This window comes from Amycolatopsis acidiphila, from assembly GCF_021391495.1.
GTDB lineage: Bacteria > Actinomycetota > Actinomycetes > Mycobacteriales > Pseudonocardiaceae > Amycolatopsis_E > Amycolatopsis_E acidiphila.
The window spans coordinates 7,409,825-7,427,826 of the sequence record NZ_CP090063.1; the positions used below are offsets into that span (position 1 = coordinate 7,409,825).

General features: G+C 70.5%; 13 protein-coding genes and 1 pseudogene. 3 read left to right on the forward strand and 11 right to left on the reverse strand.

Annotated elements, in window-relative coordinates; translation table 11 throughout:
* Positions 1–20: 20 nt before the first annotated feature.
* Together LWP59_RS36250 and LWP59_RS36255 are read right to left on the reverse strand one after the other, a co-directional pair.
* Entirely contained in the window at positions 21–3,170 is a 3,150-nt protein-coding gene (locus tag LWP59_RS36250) for a BTAD domain-containing putative transcriptional regulator (protein ID WP_144645500.1), read from the reverse strand.
* A 145-nt stretch (positions 3,171–3,315) separates the two neighbouring features.
* Positions 3,316–5,868, reverse strand: a complete 2,553-nt coding sequence (locus LWP59_RS36255) for an ATP-dependent Clp protease ATP-binding subunit (protein ID WP_144645498.1) — start codon at positions 5,866–5,868, stop codon at positions 3,316–3,318.
* A gap of 333 nt (positions 5,869–6,201) precedes the next feature.
* Between LWP59_RS36255 and LWP59_RS36260 the strand changes: the two genes are divergently transcribed.
* Positions 6,202–6,993, forward strand: a complete 792-nt coding sequence (locus tag LWP59_RS36260; RefSeq protein ID WP_373300006.1) for a (2Fe-2S)-binding protein — start codon at positions 6,202–6,204, stop codon at positions 6,991–6,993.
* A 410-nt stretch (positions 6,994–7,403) separates the two neighbouring features.
* On the opposite strand, the gene LWP59_RS36265 is transcribed toward LWP59_RS36260, so the two are convergent.
* Together LWP59_RS36265 and lysS are read right to left on the reverse strand one after the other, a co-directional pair.
* Positions 7,404–7,751, reverse strand: a complete 348-nt coding sequence (locus tag LWP59_RS36265) for a histone-like nucleoid-structuring protein Lsr2 (RefSeq protein ID WP_139095606.1) — start codon at positions 7,749–7,751, stop codon at positions 7,404–7,406.
* Positions 7,752–7,898: 147 nt separating this feature from the next.
* Entirely contained in the window at positions 7,899–9,410 is a 1,512-nt protein-coding gene (lysS, locus tag LWP59_RS36270; protein ID WP_144645494.1) for a lysine--tRNA ligase, read from the reverse strand.
* 72 nt (positions 9,411–9,482) lie between these two features.
* On the opposite strand from lysS, the gene LWP59_RS36275 reads away from it, so the two are divergent.
* On the forward strand, positions 9,483–10,244 hold the full coding sequence (locus tag LWP59_RS36275; RefSeq protein WP_144645492.1) for a class I SAM-dependent methyltransferase: 762 nt from the start codon (positions 9,483–9,485) through the stop codon (positions 10,242–10,244).
* Positions 10,245–10,247: 3 nt separating this feature from the next.
* Here the strand turns inward: LWP59_RS36275 and LWP59_RS36280 are convergent, their stop codons facing one another.
* The 7 genes and pseudogenes from LWP59_RS36280 to LWP59_RS36310 all read right to left on the reverse strand — a co-directional run bounded on the left by LWP59_RS36280 (position 10,248) and on the right by LWP59_RS36310 (position 16,964).
* The gene (locus LWP59_RS36280; RefSeq protein ID WP_144645490.1) at positions 10,248–11,018 is read right to left on the reverse strand and encodes a type III pantothenate kinase; all 771 of its coding nucleotides are present in this window, start codon (positions 11,016–11,018) and stop codon (positions 10,248–10,250) included.
* Between the two features lie 56 nt (positions 11,019–11,074).
* Entirely contained in the window at positions 11,075–11,572 is a 498-nt protein-coding gene (panD, locus tag LWP59_RS36285; protein WP_144645488.1) for an aspartate 1-decarboxylase, read from the reverse strand.
* A gap of 13 nt (positions 11,573–11,585) precedes the next feature.
* On the reverse strand, positions 11,586–12,467 hold the full coding sequence (panC, locus tag LWP59_RS36290; protein ID WP_144645486.1) for a pantoate--beta-alanine ligase: 882 nt from the start codon (positions 12,465–12,467) through the stop codon (positions 11,586–11,588).
* Positions 12,464–13,366, reverse strand: a pseudogene (locus LWP59_RS36295) (Rossmann-like and DUF2520 domain-containing protein); the annotation flags it as partial. The pseudogene LWP59_RS36295 and the gene panC, both read right to left, overlap by 4 nt.
* Positions 13,367–13,501: 135 nt before the next feature.
* Positions 13,502–14,608 carry a PrsW family intramembrane metalloprotease gene (locus LWP59_RS36300; RefSeq protein WP_144645504.1) on the reverse strand — a complete coding sequence of 369 codons (1,107 nt, stop codon included), beginning with the start codon at positions 14,606–14,608 and terminating at the stop codon, positions 13,502–13,504.
* Positions 14,609–14,690: 82 nt separating this feature from the next.
* Complete coding sequence (locus tag LWP59_RS36305; RefSeq protein WP_191334882.1) at positions 14,691–16,433, reverse strand: DUF6779 domain-containing protein; 1,743 nt, start codon at positions 16,431–16,433, stop codon at positions 14,691–14,693.
* A 69-nt stretch (positions 16,434–16,502) separates the two neighbouring features.
* Complete coding sequence (locus tag LWP59_RS36310; protein ID WP_144645558.1) at positions 16,503–16,964, reverse strand: DUF3180 domain-containing protein; 462 nt, start codon at positions 16,962–16,964, stop codon at positions 16,503–16,505.
* A gap of 52 nt (positions 16,965–17,016) precedes the next feature.
* Here LWP59_RS36310 and LWP59_RS36315 point away from each other — a divergent pair, with 52 nt between their 5' ends.
* Entirely contained in the window at positions 17,017–17,940 is a 924-nt protein-coding gene (locus LWP59_RS36315) for a helix-turn-helix domain-containing protein (RefSeq protein WP_144645556.1), read from the forward strand.
* Positions 17,941–18,002: the final 62 nt, after the last annotated feature.

An 18,002-nucleotide genomic window follows, 5' to 3' on the forward strand; every position in this document is an offset into this window, starting at 1 on the left:
AAGGCCGGCTGGTCGTCGCGTCAGGGTTGGTGCGGCGTCTCGCAGCCGAACTCGGCGCGCAGGCGCTCGACCGCCTCGTCCTTCGGCAGGCCGGCACCTGCTTGGTAAGCGCTTTCGAAGCCGGCCTCGCCGAGCTGCGCGGTGAGGGCGGCGACGAGTTCGGCCAGCTCCGGATCGCCGTCGTCGGCCGCACCGCGAATCGCCTTGCTGACGCCGAGCAGCCACGCCGCCCGCTCGGCAGCGCCCTCCAAGGCGAACAGGCGGGCGCCGACCTGCGCGGCGATCGCGACGTCCGGCATGTCCCGGCGGCTGCTCGACGACCGGATCGCGACCGGCAGGTTCTCGCGGGCCAAGGTGGCGTCCCCCTCCGACACGGCGAGCGCCGCACCGAACAGGGCCACCCACTCGTCGGCCATCTGCATCGGGAACGGCAACCGGTCGACCACGGACGCCAGCCAGTCGAGCACGTCGTGCGCCTCGGCGAAGCGACCGGCCCGCCGGGCGAGGTCGAGAGTGGTGAACCGCGCGAGGGCCTGGTGTTCCAGCTGCCCGCTGCGGTCGGCGATGCGTTGTGCTTCACGGCTGTCCCGCCAGGCGCCTTCGTCGTCACCGGCGCGCATCCGCTCGCTCGCCAGCCGCGAAAGCTGCTGCACGACGTCGTCGGCCGAATCCAGCTCGCGCGCCATGGCCAGCCCCTGCTCGAAGCCCACGATCGCCTTGTCGTGCCGCCCGCGCAGCGAATGCGCGCTCGCCTGCATCGAGAGCGTCATCGCCACGCCCCACCGGTCGCCGACCTCGCGGAACCCGGCCAGCGCCTCGTCGCGCGCCTGCTCACTGCCCTCGAGATCACCGGCGTCGTCCATCATGAAGCCCTGGACCCATTTCGCGCAGGCGCGCGCCCACGGATCCGGGTTGGCGAACGCGCGGCGCAGCTCGCGGTCGGCGAGCTCCGGCCGGCGCGCGATGAAGGCGAGCATCGGGACGGCGAGGGAGAGCGCCGGGAAGCGCGCCCACGCGTCGGTGCGCACGCACTCCTCGACTAGGTCGACCAGCTCGGGCATCGGCCCCAACATCGGCACGGCGTCCACGAGCGCGTGCATCACGGAGAACGCGGCGTACACGTCCTCGGGAATGCGGCCTTCGAACTTGACCACGTCGGTGAAGAACTCGACAGGCTGGTCGTGGAAGCCGCGGATCACCCAGTACCAGGTCAGTGCGCACACCAGCTGGTAGGACAGCTCGGCGTCGTCGGCCTTAACCGCGCGGCGCAGGGCGGTGACCATGTTGTCGTGCTCGGCCTCGTACGTCGCGATCGCGCGCAGCTGTTCCCCCGTGCGCAGCAAGGGTTCGTTCTGCTCGGCGACGCGCAGGAAGTACTCGGCGAACCGGCGGGTGACCAGCTCGCGCTCGCCGATCTCGTCGAGCCTTTCCTCGCCGTAGGCCCGGATGGTCTCCAGCATCCGGTACCGCGGCTCCGCGGCCTCGACCGCGTCCACAAAGGACTTCTCAACGAGCGAGCCGAGGACGTACAGCACGTCCTCGGCGGGCAGCTCCTCGTCCGCGCAGATCTCCTCGACCGCGGAGACCGTCGCACCGCCGGGAAAGACGGAGAGACGCCTGGCGAGCACCCGCTCCGGCTTCTCCAGCAGGTCCCAGCTCCACTCGACGACCGCCCGCAGCGTCCGCTGGCGCGGCAGCGCGACCCGGCTGCCGGAGGTGAGCAGCCGGAACCGGTCGTCGAGTCGCTTCGCGATCTGCTCCGCGCTCATCGACCGCAGCCGGGCGGCGGCGAGCTCCAGCGCGAGCGGCATCCCGTCCAGCCTGCGGCAGATCTCCCGCACCGGCTCGATCGTCGTGTCGTCCAGGACGAAGCCCGGGCGCACGGTCGCCGCGCGCTCGGTGAACAGGCGCACGGCCTCCGGGTCTTCGAGCGGGCCGAGCTGGCACAGCAGCTCGCCGGTGATGGCGAGCGCCTCGCGGCTGGTGGCGAGGATGCGCAGGTTCGGCAGCCGGGTCAGCAGGTCGTGAGCCAGCTCGGCGGCGGCGCTGATCAGGTGCTCGCAGTTGTCCAGCACGAGCAGGCCCTCGCTGCCGCCGACCAGCTCGGCGATGCGGTCCAGCGGCTCGACCGGATGCAGTGACGAGGTGGAGTTGAGCAGGCGCATGTCGAGCGAGCCGAGCGCGGCGAGCACCGCGCCGGTCACGTCGCCGGCGTCGCGGACCGATGCGAGGGCGACGAACCAGACGCGGCCTCGCAGGTAGGCGGGATGCTGCACGGCGGCCTCGGTGGCGAGCCGGGTCTTGCCGGCGCCGCCGGGGCCGGCGAGGGTGACCAGCCGCGCGGACCGCAGCGAACTCGCCAGCAGGGCCAGCTCCCGCTCCCGGCCGACGAAGCTGGTGAGACGGGCGGGCAACGGGTCGTGCTCGGGGCGAGGTTTGGTCAGCTCGCCGCGCAGGACCGCGAGATGGGTCTGCTGGAGCTCGGCGGACGGGTCGACGCCGAGCTCGTCGGCGAGGGTCGCCCTGGCCTGTTCGTAGACGGCGAGCGCGTCGGACTGGCGCCCGGCGGCGTAAAGGGCCCGCATGCGCAGGCTCACCAGCCGTTCGCGCAACGGGTTGTCGGCGCCGACGGTTTCGAGGTCGGCGAGGATGCCCCCGTGCCGGCCCAGTTCGAGCTCGGCCTCGAAGCGGTCCTCCATCGCGGCGATCCGCAGCTCGGCGAGCCGCGCGGCGGGCGGCGGGGCGAACGGGGCTTCGAGGACGTCAGAAAGCGCTTCCCCACGCCAGAGGGAGAGGGCTTCGGTCAGCGCGTTCGAGGCATCCGCGTAACGCCCGGCGGCCAGCTCGTGCCTGCCCTTGGCGGCCAGCTCCTCGAACCGGTGGGCGTCGACCTCCTCGACCTTGAGCAGGTACCCGCCGTTGGCGGACGCGAGGCGAGCACTGTCGCCGAGCGCCCGGCGGAGCCGGGAGACGAGGGACTGCAGGGCGTTGGCGGCGTCCGCCGGCGGGTCGGCGCCCCAGAGCCCGTCGACGAGGGACTCGGCGGTGACGGGCCGGTTGGCGCCGAGGGCGAGCCTGGCCACGAGCATGCGCAACCGGGCGCCGCCGATGTCGATCGGCGCGCCCCCGTCCGCCCGGACGTCCACCGGGCCGAGTACGCACACCTGCACTGGTCCAGCTTCCCAGATCCAACCTGAGTGCGGCCGCGAAGTTGGGGGTTGGCCGCCACGGCGGGCGGCGAGGTCACCCCCGGGGCAAAACCAGAACGCCCCCAGGAACCGGGGTCCCTGGGGGCGTTCTGGTGCCTACTGGAGGTCAGTCGCCCTCCGCCTCGTGCCGGGGGTCGTTCGCGGCACCGATGGACACGGGCGGGGCGTCCGGCACCTCGAGCGGCTTGGCCTCGCCGCGGAAGGTGAAGTGCGCCTTGTCGTCCTTGTCCTCCGGGTTGCCGCTCCAGCCCTCGACATCGACGATGACGATCTGGCCCGGCTGGATCTCACCGAACAGGATCTTCTCGGACAGCTGGTCCTCGATCTCCCGCTGGATGGTGCGACGCAGCGGCCGGGCGCCGAGCACCGGGTCGAAGCCGCGCTTGGCCAGCAGCGCCTTCGCCTTGTCGGTCAGCTCGAGAGCCATGTCCTTCGCCTTGAGCTGGGTCTCCACCCGGGTGGCCATCAGGTCCACCATCTCGATGATCTGCTGCTGGGTGAGCTGGTGGAAGACGATGATGTCATCGATCCGGTTGAGGAACTCAGGCCGGAAGTGCTTCTTCATCTCCTCGTTGACCTTTTGCTTCATCTTGTCGTACTTGGCTTCGCCCTCGTTGCCGGAGGAGAAGCCAAGGCTCACCGACTTGGAGATGTCCTGCGTGCCCAGGTTCGAGGTGAAGATCAGCACCGTGTTCTTGAAGTCGACCGTGCGGCCCTGACCGTCGGTGAGGCGACCGTCCTCCAACACCTGCAGCAGCGTGTTGTAGATCTCCTGGTGCGCCTTCTCGATCTCGTCGAACAGCACCACCGAGAACGGCTTGCGCCGCACCTTCTCGGTGAGCTGGCCGCCCTCCTCGTAGCCCACGTAGCCCGGAGGGGCACCGAAGAGCCGCGAGGCGGTGTACCGGTCGTGGAACTCGCCCATGTCGATCTGGATCAGGGCGTCGTCCTCGCCGAACAGGAACGCCGCGAGCGCCTTGGAGAGCTCGGTCTTACCGACACCGGACGGCCCGGCGAAGATGAACGAGCCGGACGGGCGCTTCGGGTCCTTCAGACCGGCGCGGGTGCGGCGGATGGCCTGCGAGACCGCCTTGACGGCGTCCTCCTGGCCGATGATCCGCTTGTGCAGCTCGTCCTCCATGCGGAGCAGACGCGTGGTCTCCTCCTCGGTGAGCTTGAACACGGGGATACCGGTCCAGTTGGCCAGGACCTCGGCGATCTGCTCGTCGTCGACCTCCGCGACGACGTCCAGGTCACCGTCCTTCCACTGCTTCTCCCGTTCGGACTTCTGGCCCAGCAGGGTCTTCTCCTCGTCGCGCAGGCGCGCGGCGCGCTCGAAGTCCTGCGCGTCGATCGCGGACTCCTTGTCGCGGCGGACGGCGGCGATCTTCTCGTCGAACTCGCGCAGGTCCGGCGGCGCCGTCATCCGACGGATGCGCATCCGGGCACCGGCCTCGTCGATCAGGTCGATCGCCTTGTCCGGCAGGAACCGGTCGTTGATGTACCGGTCCGCCAGGGTGGCCGCGGCGACCAGCGCGGAGTCGGTGATCGACACGCGGTGGTGCGCCTCGTAGCGGTCCCGCAGGCCCTTGAGGATCTCGATCGTGTGCTCGAGCGAGGGCTCGCCGACCTGGATCGGCTGGAAGCGGCGCTCCAGCGCGGCGTCCTTCTCGATGTACTTGCGGTACTCCTCGAGCGTGGTGGCGCCGATCGTCTGCAGTTCACCGCGGGCGAGCATCGGCTTCAGGATCGAAGCCGCGTCGATCGCGCCCTCGGCGGCACCCGCGCCGACGAGCGTGTGCAGCTCGTCGATGAACAGGATGATGTCGCCCCGGGTCTTGATCTCCTTGAGCACCTTCTTCAGGCGCTCTTCGAAGTCACCGCGGTAGCGGGAGCCGGCGACCAGTGAGCCGAGGTCGAGCGTGTAGAGCTGCTTGTCCTTCAGCGTCTCCGGGACCTCGCCCTTGACGATGTTCTGGGCAAGGCCCTCGACGACGGCGGTCTTGCCGACGCCGGGCTCGCCGATGAGCACCGGGTTGTTCTTGGTGCGGCGCGAGAGCACCTGCATGACCCGCTCGATCTCCTTGCCGCGCCCGATCACCGGGTCGAGCTTGCCCTCGCGGGCGGAGACGGTCAGGTTGCGGCCGAACTGGTCGAGCACGAGCGAGGACGACGGGGTGCCCTCGCCACGGCCGGCACCGGCCTCGGCCGGCTCCTTGCCCTGGTAGCCGGACAGCAGCTGCAGGACCTGCTGGCGCACGCGGTTGAGATCCGCGCCGAGCTTGACGAGGACCTGTGCGGCCACGCCCTCGCCCTCGCGGATGAGCCCGAGCAGGATGTGCTCGGTGCCGATGTAGTTGTGACCGAGCTGCAGCGCCTCGCGCAACGACAGCTCGAGCACCTTCTTGGCCCGCGGCGTGAAGGGGATGTGCCCGCTAGGAGCCTGCTGGCCCTGGCCGATGATCTCCTCGACCTGCTGGCGGACGCCCTCCAGCGCGATGCCCAACGATTCGAGCGCCTTGGCGGCGACACCCTCACCCTCGTGGATCAAACCCAGGAGGATGTGCTCGGTGCCGATGTAGTTGTGGTTGAGCATCCTGGCTTCTTCCTGAGCCAGGACGACCACCCGCCTCGCGCGGTCGGTGAACCTCTCGAACATTCCCACTCCCTCGACTGCTGCGCCGGCGGTGAGTCTCCATCATCGCGATGGATTCAGCACCGTGAGTCCACTGTAGTAGCCAACGGCTCACACCGGACTACCACTGGGGCTGATTAGGTCACAGAAGTCAGTTCGCCGGCCAGGTCAGGCCGTGCGTTTTCGCTGGTAACTGACACCTTGCACAACGCGCGCCCGCCCCGTGGGATTCCGCCGGGGCCCCTTGTCCGCTCACCGCGAACACCATCGGATGTCCCACTGGCGGGCTCCGGAAAAGTCGGTAAGGTAAGGCAGACCTAACACCCGATCGGAGCAGCGGAGGCCGTCATCGACACCGTGCGACGACCCTCTGCGGTCGCCGGTCTCGCCGCCTCGGTCGCGCGGGTCGCGCCGCTGCAGCGACGCACGGAATTCCGCGCTGACCTGCCCGCCCGCGAAGGCTGGCAACGCTGCTCAGCCCTGCTGGGCGATCCCGCGCGCTTCGACGGGTGGCGGCGGCTGCTCGCCGGCTGGCTGCGCGACCGCTTCGGAGAAGCACCCGCTCGGACCACCGCCGGTTACGTCATGTCGTGGTACCTGCACGTGCCGGCCTACACAGCGGCACTGCTGCTGCACCACGAACGGCGGGTGCCGCTGCTCCGGCCGGGCGAGCTGGCCTTCCGGCTCGGCGGCGACCGCCCGCACCCGGAGGGAATCGCCGTCCTCGGGGCCGAGTTCTACTGCCTGCCCGCCGATCCGGCCGCGGGCTGCCCGGAGGCCACGGTCGTCGCGGACGAGCGGGCGCTGGCGGCCGTGCTGCGCGCCCGCTACACCGCGCACGCAGCGAAGTTCGTGCATGCGTACGCCCCGGTCGCCGGACTCGGCCGCCGGATGCTGTGGGCGGCGGCGACCGACGCGCTGGACAACTCCCTCTGGTGGGCCGGCCGCCAGTCCGGTGACGAGGGCGCGGGCGTCGCGGACGCGGCACTGGTCCTCGACGCCCGGCACGCGCCGCTCACGTCCGCATCGGCCCTGCGACTGAACGGGGACCGCACGTGGGTACGCCGGCGGGAGAGCTGCTGCTTCTCCTATCTACTGCCGGGCGAGGCCGAATGCGTCGAATGCCCGCGGGTCCGGCATCGGGCGTGACCTTCGCCACTTTCAATCGGCGAGCGCCGCCGGCATGCCGTTTTTGATATCGCGGTACCGCTCACCGAAATACCCGGTTCAATTTCGCGGAAGGCGGTACAAACTCCACCGCCGGGGAAATGGGGCGGCGACGGATCATCACCAGGTGCCCGAATGCGCCACCGGTGCCCGTCCGCACTACGCCTCGGTCGCATTGGGAAAACAATGCGGTGATCACGACCACAACTTGCAACTTGCAGTGTTGTTTCGGGCGGAAGCAGTAATAGGACCCAAATGGACTACCCGGGTGCATCGGGTCGCTCGCGTGTCACAGCACCGGCTAGAACACAGTACAAGATTTTCGGTACACGAACAGGGCCGCCGGGAAGGAATCCCGGCGGCCCTGTGCGCGCTTCGCTGACCCAGACGCGTCAGTTCTTCTTGTGGTAGGCCTCGACCACCTCGGACGGGATACGGCCGCGGTCGGAAACCTGGAAGCCGTTCTTGCGGGCCCAGGCGCGAATGGCCTGGTTCTGCTCGCGGTCCACCGAAGCGGAGCTGGCGGCGGGCTTTGCCGAGGGGCGGCCACCCGCGCGCTTGCGGCCACCGGCACGGCGGGCGTGCTCGACGTACTGCGCGAGCGCGTCACGCAGTTCTTCGGCATTTTCGCTGGAGAGGTCGATCTGGTAGTTGATCCCATCCAAACCGAACTCGACGGTCTCGTCCGCCTCCGAACCGTCGAGGTCGTCCACGAGGGAGACCAGCACCTTCTGTGCCATCAGTTTCCTCCTGTTTTGAACTAGCCGCAAATGTCTGGGTAGGGCGAGCGCCCCGGTCAGAAGCCATTGACTACGACATTAATACCCGGAATCGGCACGCAACGCAAACTCCGTTTGCATTGCGCGTGTGTGCTAGCCCTCGTCCAGTTATTCGGGACGCACCAGCGGGAACAGGATCGTCTCGCGGATACCGAGGCCGGTGAGGGCCATCAGCAACCGGTCGATCCCCATTCCAACGCCACCGGATGGTGGCATTCCGTACTCCAGGGCCCGGAGGAAATCTTCGTCGAGCCGCATCGCTTCGCTATCCCCGGCGGCCGCCAAACGGGACTGCGCGGCCAGCCTTTCCCGCTCGACCACGGGATCGACCAGCTCCGAGTAACCGGTGGCCAGCTCGAAACCACGCACGTAGAGGTCCCACTTCTCGGCCACCCCGGGTTGGCTGCGGTGCTGCCGCGTCAACGGGGAGGTCTCGATCGGGAAATCACGAACGAATGTGGGGGCGTGCAGCTGGTCGCCCACCAGATGTTCCCACAGTTCTTCGACGAGCTTGCCATGACCCAGTTTCGGGTCGACCTCGAGGCCGCGCGCCTGCGCGAACGAGCGCAGCTTCTCGGCGGGCGTGTCCGGGGTGACCTCTTCACCGAGCGCCTCGGACAACGATCCGTACATCGTCAGCGTCGTCCATTCACCCGACAGGTCATAGGGCGTTCCGTCGGCGAGTGTCACTTCCAGGCTGCCGAATACCGACTGTGCGGCTTCCTGGATCAGCCGTCGGGTCATGACCGCGTTCGTGTCGTAGGTCGCATACGCCTCGTAGAACTCCAACATGGCGAATTCAGGCGAATGCGAAGAGTCGCTGCCCTCGTTGCGGAAGTTGCGGTTGATCTCGAAGACCTTCTCGATACCGCCGACCACGCAGCGCTTGAGGTACAGCTCCGGCGCGATGCGCAGAAACAGGTCGATGTCGAACGCGTTGGAGTGGGTGACGAATGGCCGGGCCGCCGCGCCGCCGTGCAGCGTCTGCAGCATCGGCGTTTCCACCTCGACGAACCCGCGGTTCTCGAAGGAATTGCGCAGGGAACGCACGACCGCGGCCCTGGTGCGGACGACGTCGCGTGCCTTCGAGCGCAGGATCAGGTCGACATAGCGCTGCCGGATGCGCGTTTCCTCGGCGAGTTCCTTGTGCGCGACCGGCAGCGGCCGCAGCGCTTTCGAGGTGATCTGCCACCGGTCGGCCATGACCGAGAGCTCGCCGCGCTTGGACGTGATGACCTCGCCGTGCACGAAAACGTGGTCGCCGAGGTCTACATCCGCTTTCCAGGCCGCGAGGCTCTCCGCGCCGACGCCGGCGAGACTGATCATCGCCTGCAACTCGGTGCCGTCGCCTTCGCGCAGAGTGGCGAAACACAGTTTTCCCGTGTTGCGCACGAACAGCACGCGCCCGGTCACGCCGACGATCTCGCCCGTCGCGGTGTCCGGCGGCAGCTCCGAATACTTGGCCCGGATCTCGCCGAGCGAGTGCGTGCGCGGCACCTCGACGGGATACGGGTCGCCGCCTTCCGCGATTATCCGGTCGCGCTTGGCCCGGCGAACCCGCAGCTGTTCCGGCAGGTCTTCATCGGGCAAGGGGCGCTCGGAAGCGGCGGAATCGGTCATGTGCCCAGGGTACGAACCCGGCCGCTCGCTAGGCCAACCGGATTACCTTTTCCCGCGAATACCATCGGCCTCGTGACCGATCCCACTTCCGCGGACCAGGAACTGCGCGCCCGGCGCGCCCGGTCGTTCGGCGCGCACGCGAGCGCGTACGCCGAGCACCGGCCCGACTATCCGCTGCCCGCCCTTCGCTGGGGGCTGCCCGCACAGGCAGGCCACGTGCTGGATCTGGCGGCGGGCACCGGAAAACTGACCGAGGGCCTGCTCGCGCTGGGCCTGCGGGTGACCGCGGTCGAACCGGACCCGGAGATGCGGGCGGAGCTGGTGCGCCGCTACCCCGAGCTGCCCGCGCTCGACGGCACCGCCGAACGGATCCCGCTCGCGGACGGTGAGGTCGACGCCGTGCTGGTGGGACAGGCGTTCCACTGGTTCGACGCGGACCGCGCGCTCGCCGAGATCGCCCGCGTCACGCGCCCTGGCGGCACGGTGGTCGCGCTGTGGAACCACGACGACAACTCCGTGCCCTGGGTGGCCGAGTTCGACGAGCTGGGCCGGACCGGGGTGAGCCGCCGCTGGGTCTCGCAGGCTCGGGAGCTGCCGGCACACCCGGGCTTCGAGCCGTTCGAGCGCGAGCGGTTCCGGCACGCGCAACGGCGGACGGCGCAGACGCTGGTGGACACGATCGCCACGCACTCGCACATGCTGACCGCGTCCGCGGAGGAGCGGGCGGCCACGCTGGGCCGCCTGTACCGGTTCCTCGAACGCACCCCGGAGACCGCGCAGGGCGAGTTCGACCTGCCGATCATCACGACCGTCATCCGGGCCGTGCGCAGGTAGCGATCAGCGGGCCTGCTGGCGTTCGAAGACCAGCCGCAGGCCGAGCAGGGTCAGCCCGGGGACGTGGTCGGTGATGGTCTCCGACTCGGAGATCACCAGCGGCGCGAGGCCACCCGTGGCGAGCACGGCGACCGGCCCGTCCCCGGACAGCTCCTTGACGATCCGCCGCACCAGGCCGTCGACCTGGCCCGCGAAGCCGTAGAGGATGCCGGACTGCAGGCACTCCACGGTGTTCTTGCCGATCACCGACCGCGGCGGCACGAGTTCGACCTTGCGCAGCGCCGCCGCCCGCGCGGCCAGCGCGTCGACCGAAATCTCGATGCCGGGTGCGAACGCGCCGCCGAGGAACTCGCCGCGCGCGGAGATCGCGTCGACGTTGGTCGAGGTGCCGAAGTCCACGACGACACAGGCGGTCTGGTGCAGATGGTGCGCGGCGAGGGTGTTGACCAGCCGGTCGGCGCCGACCTCACGCGGGTTGTCGACCAGCAGCGGCACGCCGGTGCGGACGCCGGGCTCCACCACGACTTTGGGCACCCGCGGGTAGTAGCGACCGAGCATGACCCGCAGCTCGCGCAGCACGGCGGGCACGGTGGACAGGGCACTGATCCCGGTGACCTGGTCGGCGTGCGAGCCCAGCAGCCCGCGCATGGTCAGGGACAGTTCGTCGGCGGTCATCTGCGCGTCGGTCCGCATCCGCCAGTCGCCGATCAGCTCGGCGCCGGAGTAGAGCCCGAGCACGATGTTCGTGTTGCCGACGTCGATCGCTAGCAACATCGCTGCTCGCGCGACGCGCGTCCGCCGAGGGCGGTCGTGGGGAAGCGGACGGCCACCTAGCTCTCCGCGTGCAGCAGGGCGTCGAGCCGGGCGGCGTCGACGGTCTCCGCGACCGGGAAGCTGGCCTCCCGCTCCGGCGGGGCGACGGTCACGGTGCCGCTGAGCAGGCCAGAGCCCTCCGGCGCGTATCCGGCGTCGGTACCGGCGTGCTTGATCCGGTTGTCCCCGTCGACGAACACGATCCGCGGCTGGAACGACACCGCCTCGGCGGCGTCCAGCTGTGCGTAGGAGATCAGGATGACCAGGTCGCCGGGGTGCACCAGGTGCGCGGCGGCGCCGTTGATGCCGATGACGCCGCTGTCGGCCGCGCCCGCGATCACGTAGGTCTCCAGCCGCGCGCCGTTCGTTATGTCCACAATGGACACCTGCTCGCCCGGCAGCAGATCCGCGGCTCTCATCAGCGTCTCGTCGATCGTTACCGAGCCCACGTAGTGCAGGTCGGCCTGCGTGACGGTCGCACGGTGGATCTTCGACTTGAGCATCGTGCGGTACATGTGCAACTCCTTCTCAATCCCGAGCCGAGCCGAGCAGGACGGACACGTTGTCGATCAGCCGGGTGCGGCCGACCCTGGCGGCGATCAACAGGCGTGCCTCTCCATCGACGGGTGCGGGACCCAGATCGGTTCCGCGCAGTTCGAGATAGTCCACGGCGACCTCCGGCCGCGCGGCCAGCGTCTGCCGCGCCGCGGCCAGCACCGCGTCGGCGCCCTCCTGGCCGACGTGCGCCCCCGCCGCCAGTGCCGCGGACAGCACGACGGCGTCGGCTCGTTGTTCCTCGGTGAGATAGACGTTGCGGGAGGACAGGGCCAGCCCGTCGCTCTCGCGCACCGTCGGCACCCCGATGACCCGCGTCGGGATGTTCAGGTCCCGCGTCATCCGCTTGATCAGCACCAGCTGCTGGTAGTCCTTCTCCCCGAAGAACGCGTAGTCCGGCGTCAGGATGTTGAACAGCTTCGCCACCACGGTGAGCACGCCCGCGAAATGCCCCGGCCGGGCCGCGCCCTCCAGCTCGTCGCCGAGCGGGCCCGGATGCACCGTCACCGCGTGCCCCTCGGCGTAGAGGTCCTCGGCCTTGGGCACGAACGCGAGCTCGGCGCCGGCCTCGGTGAGCGCCTCGAGGTCGCGGTCGAGCGGGCGCGGGTAGGCCTCGAAGTCCTCGCCCTCGCCGAACTGCAACGGGTTCACGAAGATCGACGCGCCGACCACCGTGTTGGGCAGGCGCTTCGCGCGCCGCAGCAGCTCGCGGTGCCCGGCGTGCAGCGCGCCCATGGTAGGCACCAGCGCGACCTTCCGGCCGGCCGTGTGCAGTGCCGAGGTGACCCGGCTGACGTCATCGGGCGTCTGGAACGTGTTGAGCTGCCCGCGGGTGAACTTCGGGGTGGTGGTCACGGTTCGTCCGGTCCTTCGAGGAGTTCGGTGATTTCGGCGGCGGCGTCCGGGCCGAGCAGGCCCGCCGCCGAGGCTCGCGCGGCGGTCCGCTTCGCGAGCGCGGTGTAACAGGGCCGGACGTCGGGCGCCTCGGCGCCCAGTACGGCCAGGTGCTTGCGGACGGTGCCCGCGTCACCGCGCGCGACCGGCCCGGTCAGCGCGCGATCGCCGTGGCGCAACGCGTTGTCGAGTGCGGCCGAGAGCAGTGGGCCGAGCATCCGCTCGCCGTTCGGGATGCCGGCGCCGTCCAGCAGTTCCAAGCAGTCTGCCACCAGGGTGACGAGATGGTTCGCGCCGTGTGCCAGTGCCGCGTGGTAGAGCGGGCGGGCGGCCTCCGGCACCCGGACGGCCTCACCGCCCATCTCGACGGTCAGCGCCTCGCCGACGTTCCAGGCCGCCTCGTCACCGGGCGGCGCGGTCACCCCGACACTGCACGCGGCCATGCGCTGCAGGTCCTCCGGGCGTCCGGTGAAGGTCATCACCGGGTGCAGGGCCAGCGCGAGCGCGCCGGCGTCAGCGGCGGGCCGCAGCACGTCGACGCCGTGGGAGCCGGAGGTGTGGATGACGATCTGGCCGGGCCGCCAGTTCCCGGTGGCGGCGAGCCCGGCGACCAGGTCCGCGAGCGCGTCGTCGGGAACGGCGAGCAACACCAGGTCGGCGGCCGCGATGACCTCGTCGGGCGGCAGCAGCGGCACACCCGGCAGCAGCCGTTCGGCGCGGGCGAGAGAGGCGGCGGAAATACCCGAAGCGGCGACGACCGTGTGGCCCGCCCTGGCGAGGGCGGCACCCAGCACGCTGCCCACCCGGCCGGCGGAGACCACTCCGACCGCGAGCCTGGCCGGCCGCGTCATGGCGTGCCCCGATGGACGCTCATGGCAAAAGCTCCTCGTTTCGTTCCAGTCCCGCTCTTCGCGCGGGTACCGGACGACGGCGCGAGAGTAGCCCGGACTACGGCCACTGACTCGTTCCTGGTGACCAGCTTCACCCGACCCGGGTCACGCCGTTTCGCCGTTTCCCCCCGCCAGTCTGACCGCCTCCGCGCGGGAACTACGCAGCGTGTCGAGCAGTTCCGCTTCCTTCCTGCAGGTATCGGCACTGCCGTTGTGACGCTTGAGGAACGCGAGCTCGGTCACGCTGTTCTGGTACACCGCCACCGCCTTCGCGGCGCGGCGACCTGACTGCCGCCGCGCCTGCCTGCGCCAGTCGCGGCGGCCGTTCAGCGTGGACAGCAGGTCGACCTCCGAAGCGGCGATCCAGCGCGCCTTGACCATCTTCGGCAACGCGGCCTCGACGATGCGCTGCTCCCGGCGCCGCTGCAGGATCACCACCAGCACGACCGCGATGAACATCGGCACCATGATCAGGAAGTACACGTTCAGGAAGGTCTGTGCGCCGCCGAGCGTCGCCGCGCCGTTCCACAGCGCGTGCAGGCACACCGCGCCGAGGTAACCGGCCAGCGGTGCGAGGATCCGCGTCGCCCGGGTCGTGGCCCGCGCGGCGAAGCCGATCCCGACGCCGGTGAGCGCGGTGAACAGCGGGTGGGTGAACGGCGAGAGCACCCCGCGCAGCACGAAGGCGGCGATCACCCCGGCGCTGGTTCCGTTCCCGAACCCGTACTCGGCGAACGCCCGGCCGAAGTAGTAGATGTTCTCGGTGAACGCGAAGCCGGCGGCGGTGAACCCGGCGTAGACGACGCCGTCGATGATCCCGTCGAACTCCTCGCGGCGGCGCAGCAGGACCAGCAGCACGAACGAGCCCTTCGCCGCCTCCTCGACCAGCGGCGCGGAGACCAGCGCGCTGACCCGGCTGCCGTTCCCGTGGCCCAGCAACAGGTCGCCGACGCTCTCGGCGGTGTTGTTGATCAGCAGCGCGGTGATCGTCGCGATACAGGCGCCCCAGGCGAAGGCCGTCAGCAGCAGCTTCGCCGGTTCCGGCTCCCACCGGTCGACCCACAGCACGGCGGCGACCACCACCGCGACCGGCACCAGCGCGGCGGCCAGGCCGATGACGACGGCCAGCGGACCGACCCGGACCGTGGCGAGCGCGAGCAGGGTCAGCCCGCATACCGCGACCACGACGAGGCCGAGCACGGGCAGCAGCACGGTGAGCCTGCGAGGTGCCGTCACAGCCCGGAACTCTACGGTGACTCCGCAGAGCGGCAGAAGGGACGTAGGGGCCCCTCGGTCAGTCCTCGGCGCGACGGCGGCGGCGCGGGATCGCGTCGGTGGTGCCGTGTGCGGCGAGCAGGTCGCTCACCGACCGGCCTGCCGAATGCGAGCCGCTCACCGGCTCCTCGGGCGCGGCCCGGCGACCGGTGGGCTCCGCGGACCGGTGGCCCCCGGCGCCCGGTTCCGGCTTCGCGTGACTGCCCGTGGAATGCCCGCCCGAGGGCGTCTCCCAGGCAGGAGGCTCGCCCTCGGGGCGACGGCGACGGCCCCCACCGGGCTGCTCGGCCGGAGCCTCGTCCTCGGCCCGCCGGCGACGGCCACCGCTGCGGCCCTCCTGCGCGACGCGGCGGACCTCCTCCGGCAGCGTCGGGTTGGACGGCGGCGGCAGCTCCTCCTCACGCGGCGGCTGCGCCGGTTGGCTGGTGGGCCGGGAGAGCTCGAACCTCGACTCGACTGCTTCCTGCCGGACCGGCTCCATCCGCGGGCGCGAGGTCTCGAACCTGGGCTGCTGTACGGGCTCCATCCGCGGGCGCGAGGTCTCGAACCTCGGCTGCACGGGCTCCATCCGGGGACGCGAGGTCTCGAACCTCGGCTGCTGCACCGGCTCCATCCGGGGACGCGAGGTCTCGAACCTCGGCTGCTGCACCGGCTCCATCCGCGGGCGCGAGCGCTCGGCCCGGCGGGGCGGCGCGGGCTCCGGCGGCCGGGCGGCAGCGGGGGGTTCGGGGGTGGCGGGCGCGGTGTTGCCGTGCCCGTTCGACGACTGCAGATCGCTGGCCGAGCCGTCCCGGACCAGCGGCGACTCCCAGGACGCGGTCCAATCGGCGTCGACGGGCTTCGCCAGCTGCGTCGGCTCGTCCACGGAGGCCGGCGGCTGCGGGGCCGGAGGCGCCGGCTGTTGACGGCGGCGTCGTTCCGAGGGGCTGAAGGCGGGGCGGGTGGCGTCGGCGGATCCGCCGTACCGGGGCGCCGGTTCCTGCTTCTTCGCCACGGGGTTCATCCGGGTCTGCTCGGCCCGGGCTTCCGCGGCGGCTTTCGCCACGCTGGCCGCGGCGTTGCCGCTCCTCGAGGGCGGCGAAGGCATCGGCTCGCTCTTCGCCACCCGCCGGGGCGGCAGGTCAAGGGAACGTTCCGGGCGACGGGGCTCCGGCGCGGCCTGACGCCCGACGGGCCGCGCCTGCTGTTTTTCGCGGACTCGGTCGACCAGCTCCGTCGGTCTCTCGGGCTGCCGTTCCGCTGCCGCCAGCTGTGGTGGGCCGTGCCCGTTGCCGCCCGACTCGATGATGCCCTGCTCCTCGCGCAGGGCGCGCATCCGCGTCGCCTGTGCGGTCAGCGCGAAGCGTTCGAGCAGCACCTCACCGCCGAACAGCGACTGCAGGTTGTCCCGCAGCGCGGCGACCTCGGCCCGCAGGGCGTCCAGCTCGGCACGCGAGTCGACGTGCGCCTTCGCGCGGACGTCGTTCTCGACCTCGAGCTCGTACTCCCGCCGGGCGGCGATCTCGCGTTCCAGCTCCAGTTCGTAGACCTCTTGCGCCTGCGCGACGGCTTCCTCAGTGCTGGCGGCCTGCTTGCGGTACTTGACCGCCAGGAACGCGCCCACCAGGGCGGCCCAGAGCGCCGCGACGATACCCAGCCGGAGGTAGCGGAGGTCGTCGGCGAGCACGAGCGCCAGCGTCGCGGCCAAGGCGAGGGCCAAGCCGACAACGAACCACGGCCTACCCAGCAGGCGGCCGCGCGAGTCGTCACCCACGCCAGTCATGCCGAACACCGTACCCTCTAGTTATCCGTCTGAGACCTAGTCGGTACTTCGAACGGTCGGTTCTCAGCGTTAACCGGTCCGGTGATCGTCGGGATCTTGGTCACGTTGCTCGGGCGTCCGGCAGCAGTGTTCCAGCCACAGCGCGACGGCGATCAACACCGCGGCGCTGATCGCGCCGATGATCGCGCTGCGAAGATCACTGGCGGCCGCCGTCACCTCGTCGACGCTCGGCAGCAATGCCACCAGTGCACCCAGCCACGCGCCGAGCATCAGTGCTCCCAACAGGGAAGACGCCTTCGCGAGCGCCACCGCGCGGGCGACCCCGAGCGCGCCGATCAGCCGTCCGCTCCGGATCCGCGAGCGGATGGAAAAGGCCAGCGCCGCCTCCACGGCAGCGAGCACGACGAGCGTCACGCCGGCGTACCGGGGCAGCCGCGGCAGCGAGCCGTAGGCGAACTTGAAGGCGAGGTAGGCCAGCACGACGCCGACCAGCCCGGCGGTCACGAGCTCGCGGGGCCGCGTGAAGTGCATGGGTCAACGGTACCGTGCGAAGCTTGACTCTCCAGCCAGTGGAGACATCAGCATGGATTCCGTGAGCAAGACGTTCACCATCGGAGAGCTGGCACGGCGGACCGCCCTGCCGGTCAAGACCATCCGGTTCTACTCCGATGAGGGTCTGCTCCCCCCGACAGACCGCACCCATGCGGGTTACCGGCTCTACGACACCAGGTCGCTGGCCCGGCTCGAGCTGATCAGGACGTTGCGCGAGCTCGGCCTGGGGCTCGAGGACGTGGCGGAGGTGCTCGCGTCGCGGGTCGGCGTGCCGCAGCTCGCGGCACGGCACCTGGAGGCACTCGACGAGCAGATCCGCCGGTTGCGGCTGCGCCGGGCGGTGCTGCGTGCGGTCGTCAAGCGGGAGTCCGAACTGGAGGAAGTGAAACTGATGAACAAGCTGGCTTCGATGTCCGACGAGGAGCGGGTCCGCCTGCTGGACGAGTTCTGGGCGGAGATGATGTCGGGGTTGACGCTCGACCCCGAGTTCGCCGCGATGATGCGTTCGGCCAAGCCGACCCTGCCCGACGATCCGACGCCCGAACAGGTCGAGGCCTGGGTCGAGTTCGCGGAGCTGATCCAGGACCCGTCGTTCCGGGCGTCGATCCGCGCCATGAGCGAACGCCAGTCGGCGGCGATCGAGGCGGGTGAGCAGATGCTGCCGGCGCAGACGCTGCGCGAGAACTGGTCGGCGTGGAGCGAGCGGGCGCAGGAGCACCTGGCGGCGGGCGTGGACCCGGCTTCGGCCGAGGGCCGCGCGCTGGCGGAGGAGATCGTGCGCGCCTCGAACGACGTGCCGGCGGGCGACCTGGCCGACCAGATCGACGCCGGCAACGACCCGCGCGCCGAGCGCTACTGGCAACTGCTGGCCATCATGAACGGCTGGCCTCCGGTACCCGACCGCGCACGCGCGGTGGCGTGGATCGCGGCCGCGCTCCGGGCGATCCGGAGCTGAGGCGGCCCCGGCGGGCCGCTGACGGGGCAGCTGGCGCGGGGAGCGTTGTCGGGGTGGGGGCC

Bases quoted from the DNA above. Each gene is read 5' to 3' on its own strand.
- LWP59_RS36255 (WP_144645498.1), bottom strand. From the start codon at position 5,868: ATGTTCGAGAGGTTCACCGACCGCGCGAGGCGGGTGGTCGTCCTGGCT.
- LWP59_RS36265 (WP_139095606.1), bottom strand. From the start codon at position 7,751: ATGGCACAGAAGGTGCTGGTCTCCCTCGTGGACGACCTCGACGGTTCG.
- lysS (WP_144645494.1), bottom strand. From the start codon at position 9,410: ATGACCGATTCCGCCGCTTCCGAGCGCCCCTTGCCCGATGAAGACCTG.
- LWP59_RS36280 (WP_144645490.1), bottom strand. From the start codon at position 11,018: ATGTTGCTAGCGATCGACGTCGGCAACACGAACATCGTGCTCGGGCTC.
- panD (WP_144645488.1), bottom strand. From the start codon at position 11,572: ATGTACCGCACGATGCTCAAGTCGAAGATCCACCGTGCGACCGTCACG.
- LWP59_RS36305 (WP_191334882.1), bottom strand. From the start codon at position 16,433: ATGACTGGCGTGGGTGACGACTCGCGCGGCCGCCTGCTGGGTAGGCCG.
- LWP59_RS36310 (WP_144645558.1), bottom strand. From the start codon at position 16,964: ATGCACTTCACGCGGCCCCGCGAGCTCGTGACCGCCGGGCTGGTCGGC.
- LWP59_RS36315 (WP_144645556.1), top strand. From the start codon at position 17,017: ATGGATTCCGTGAGCAAGACGTTCACCATCGGAGAGCTGGCACGGCGG.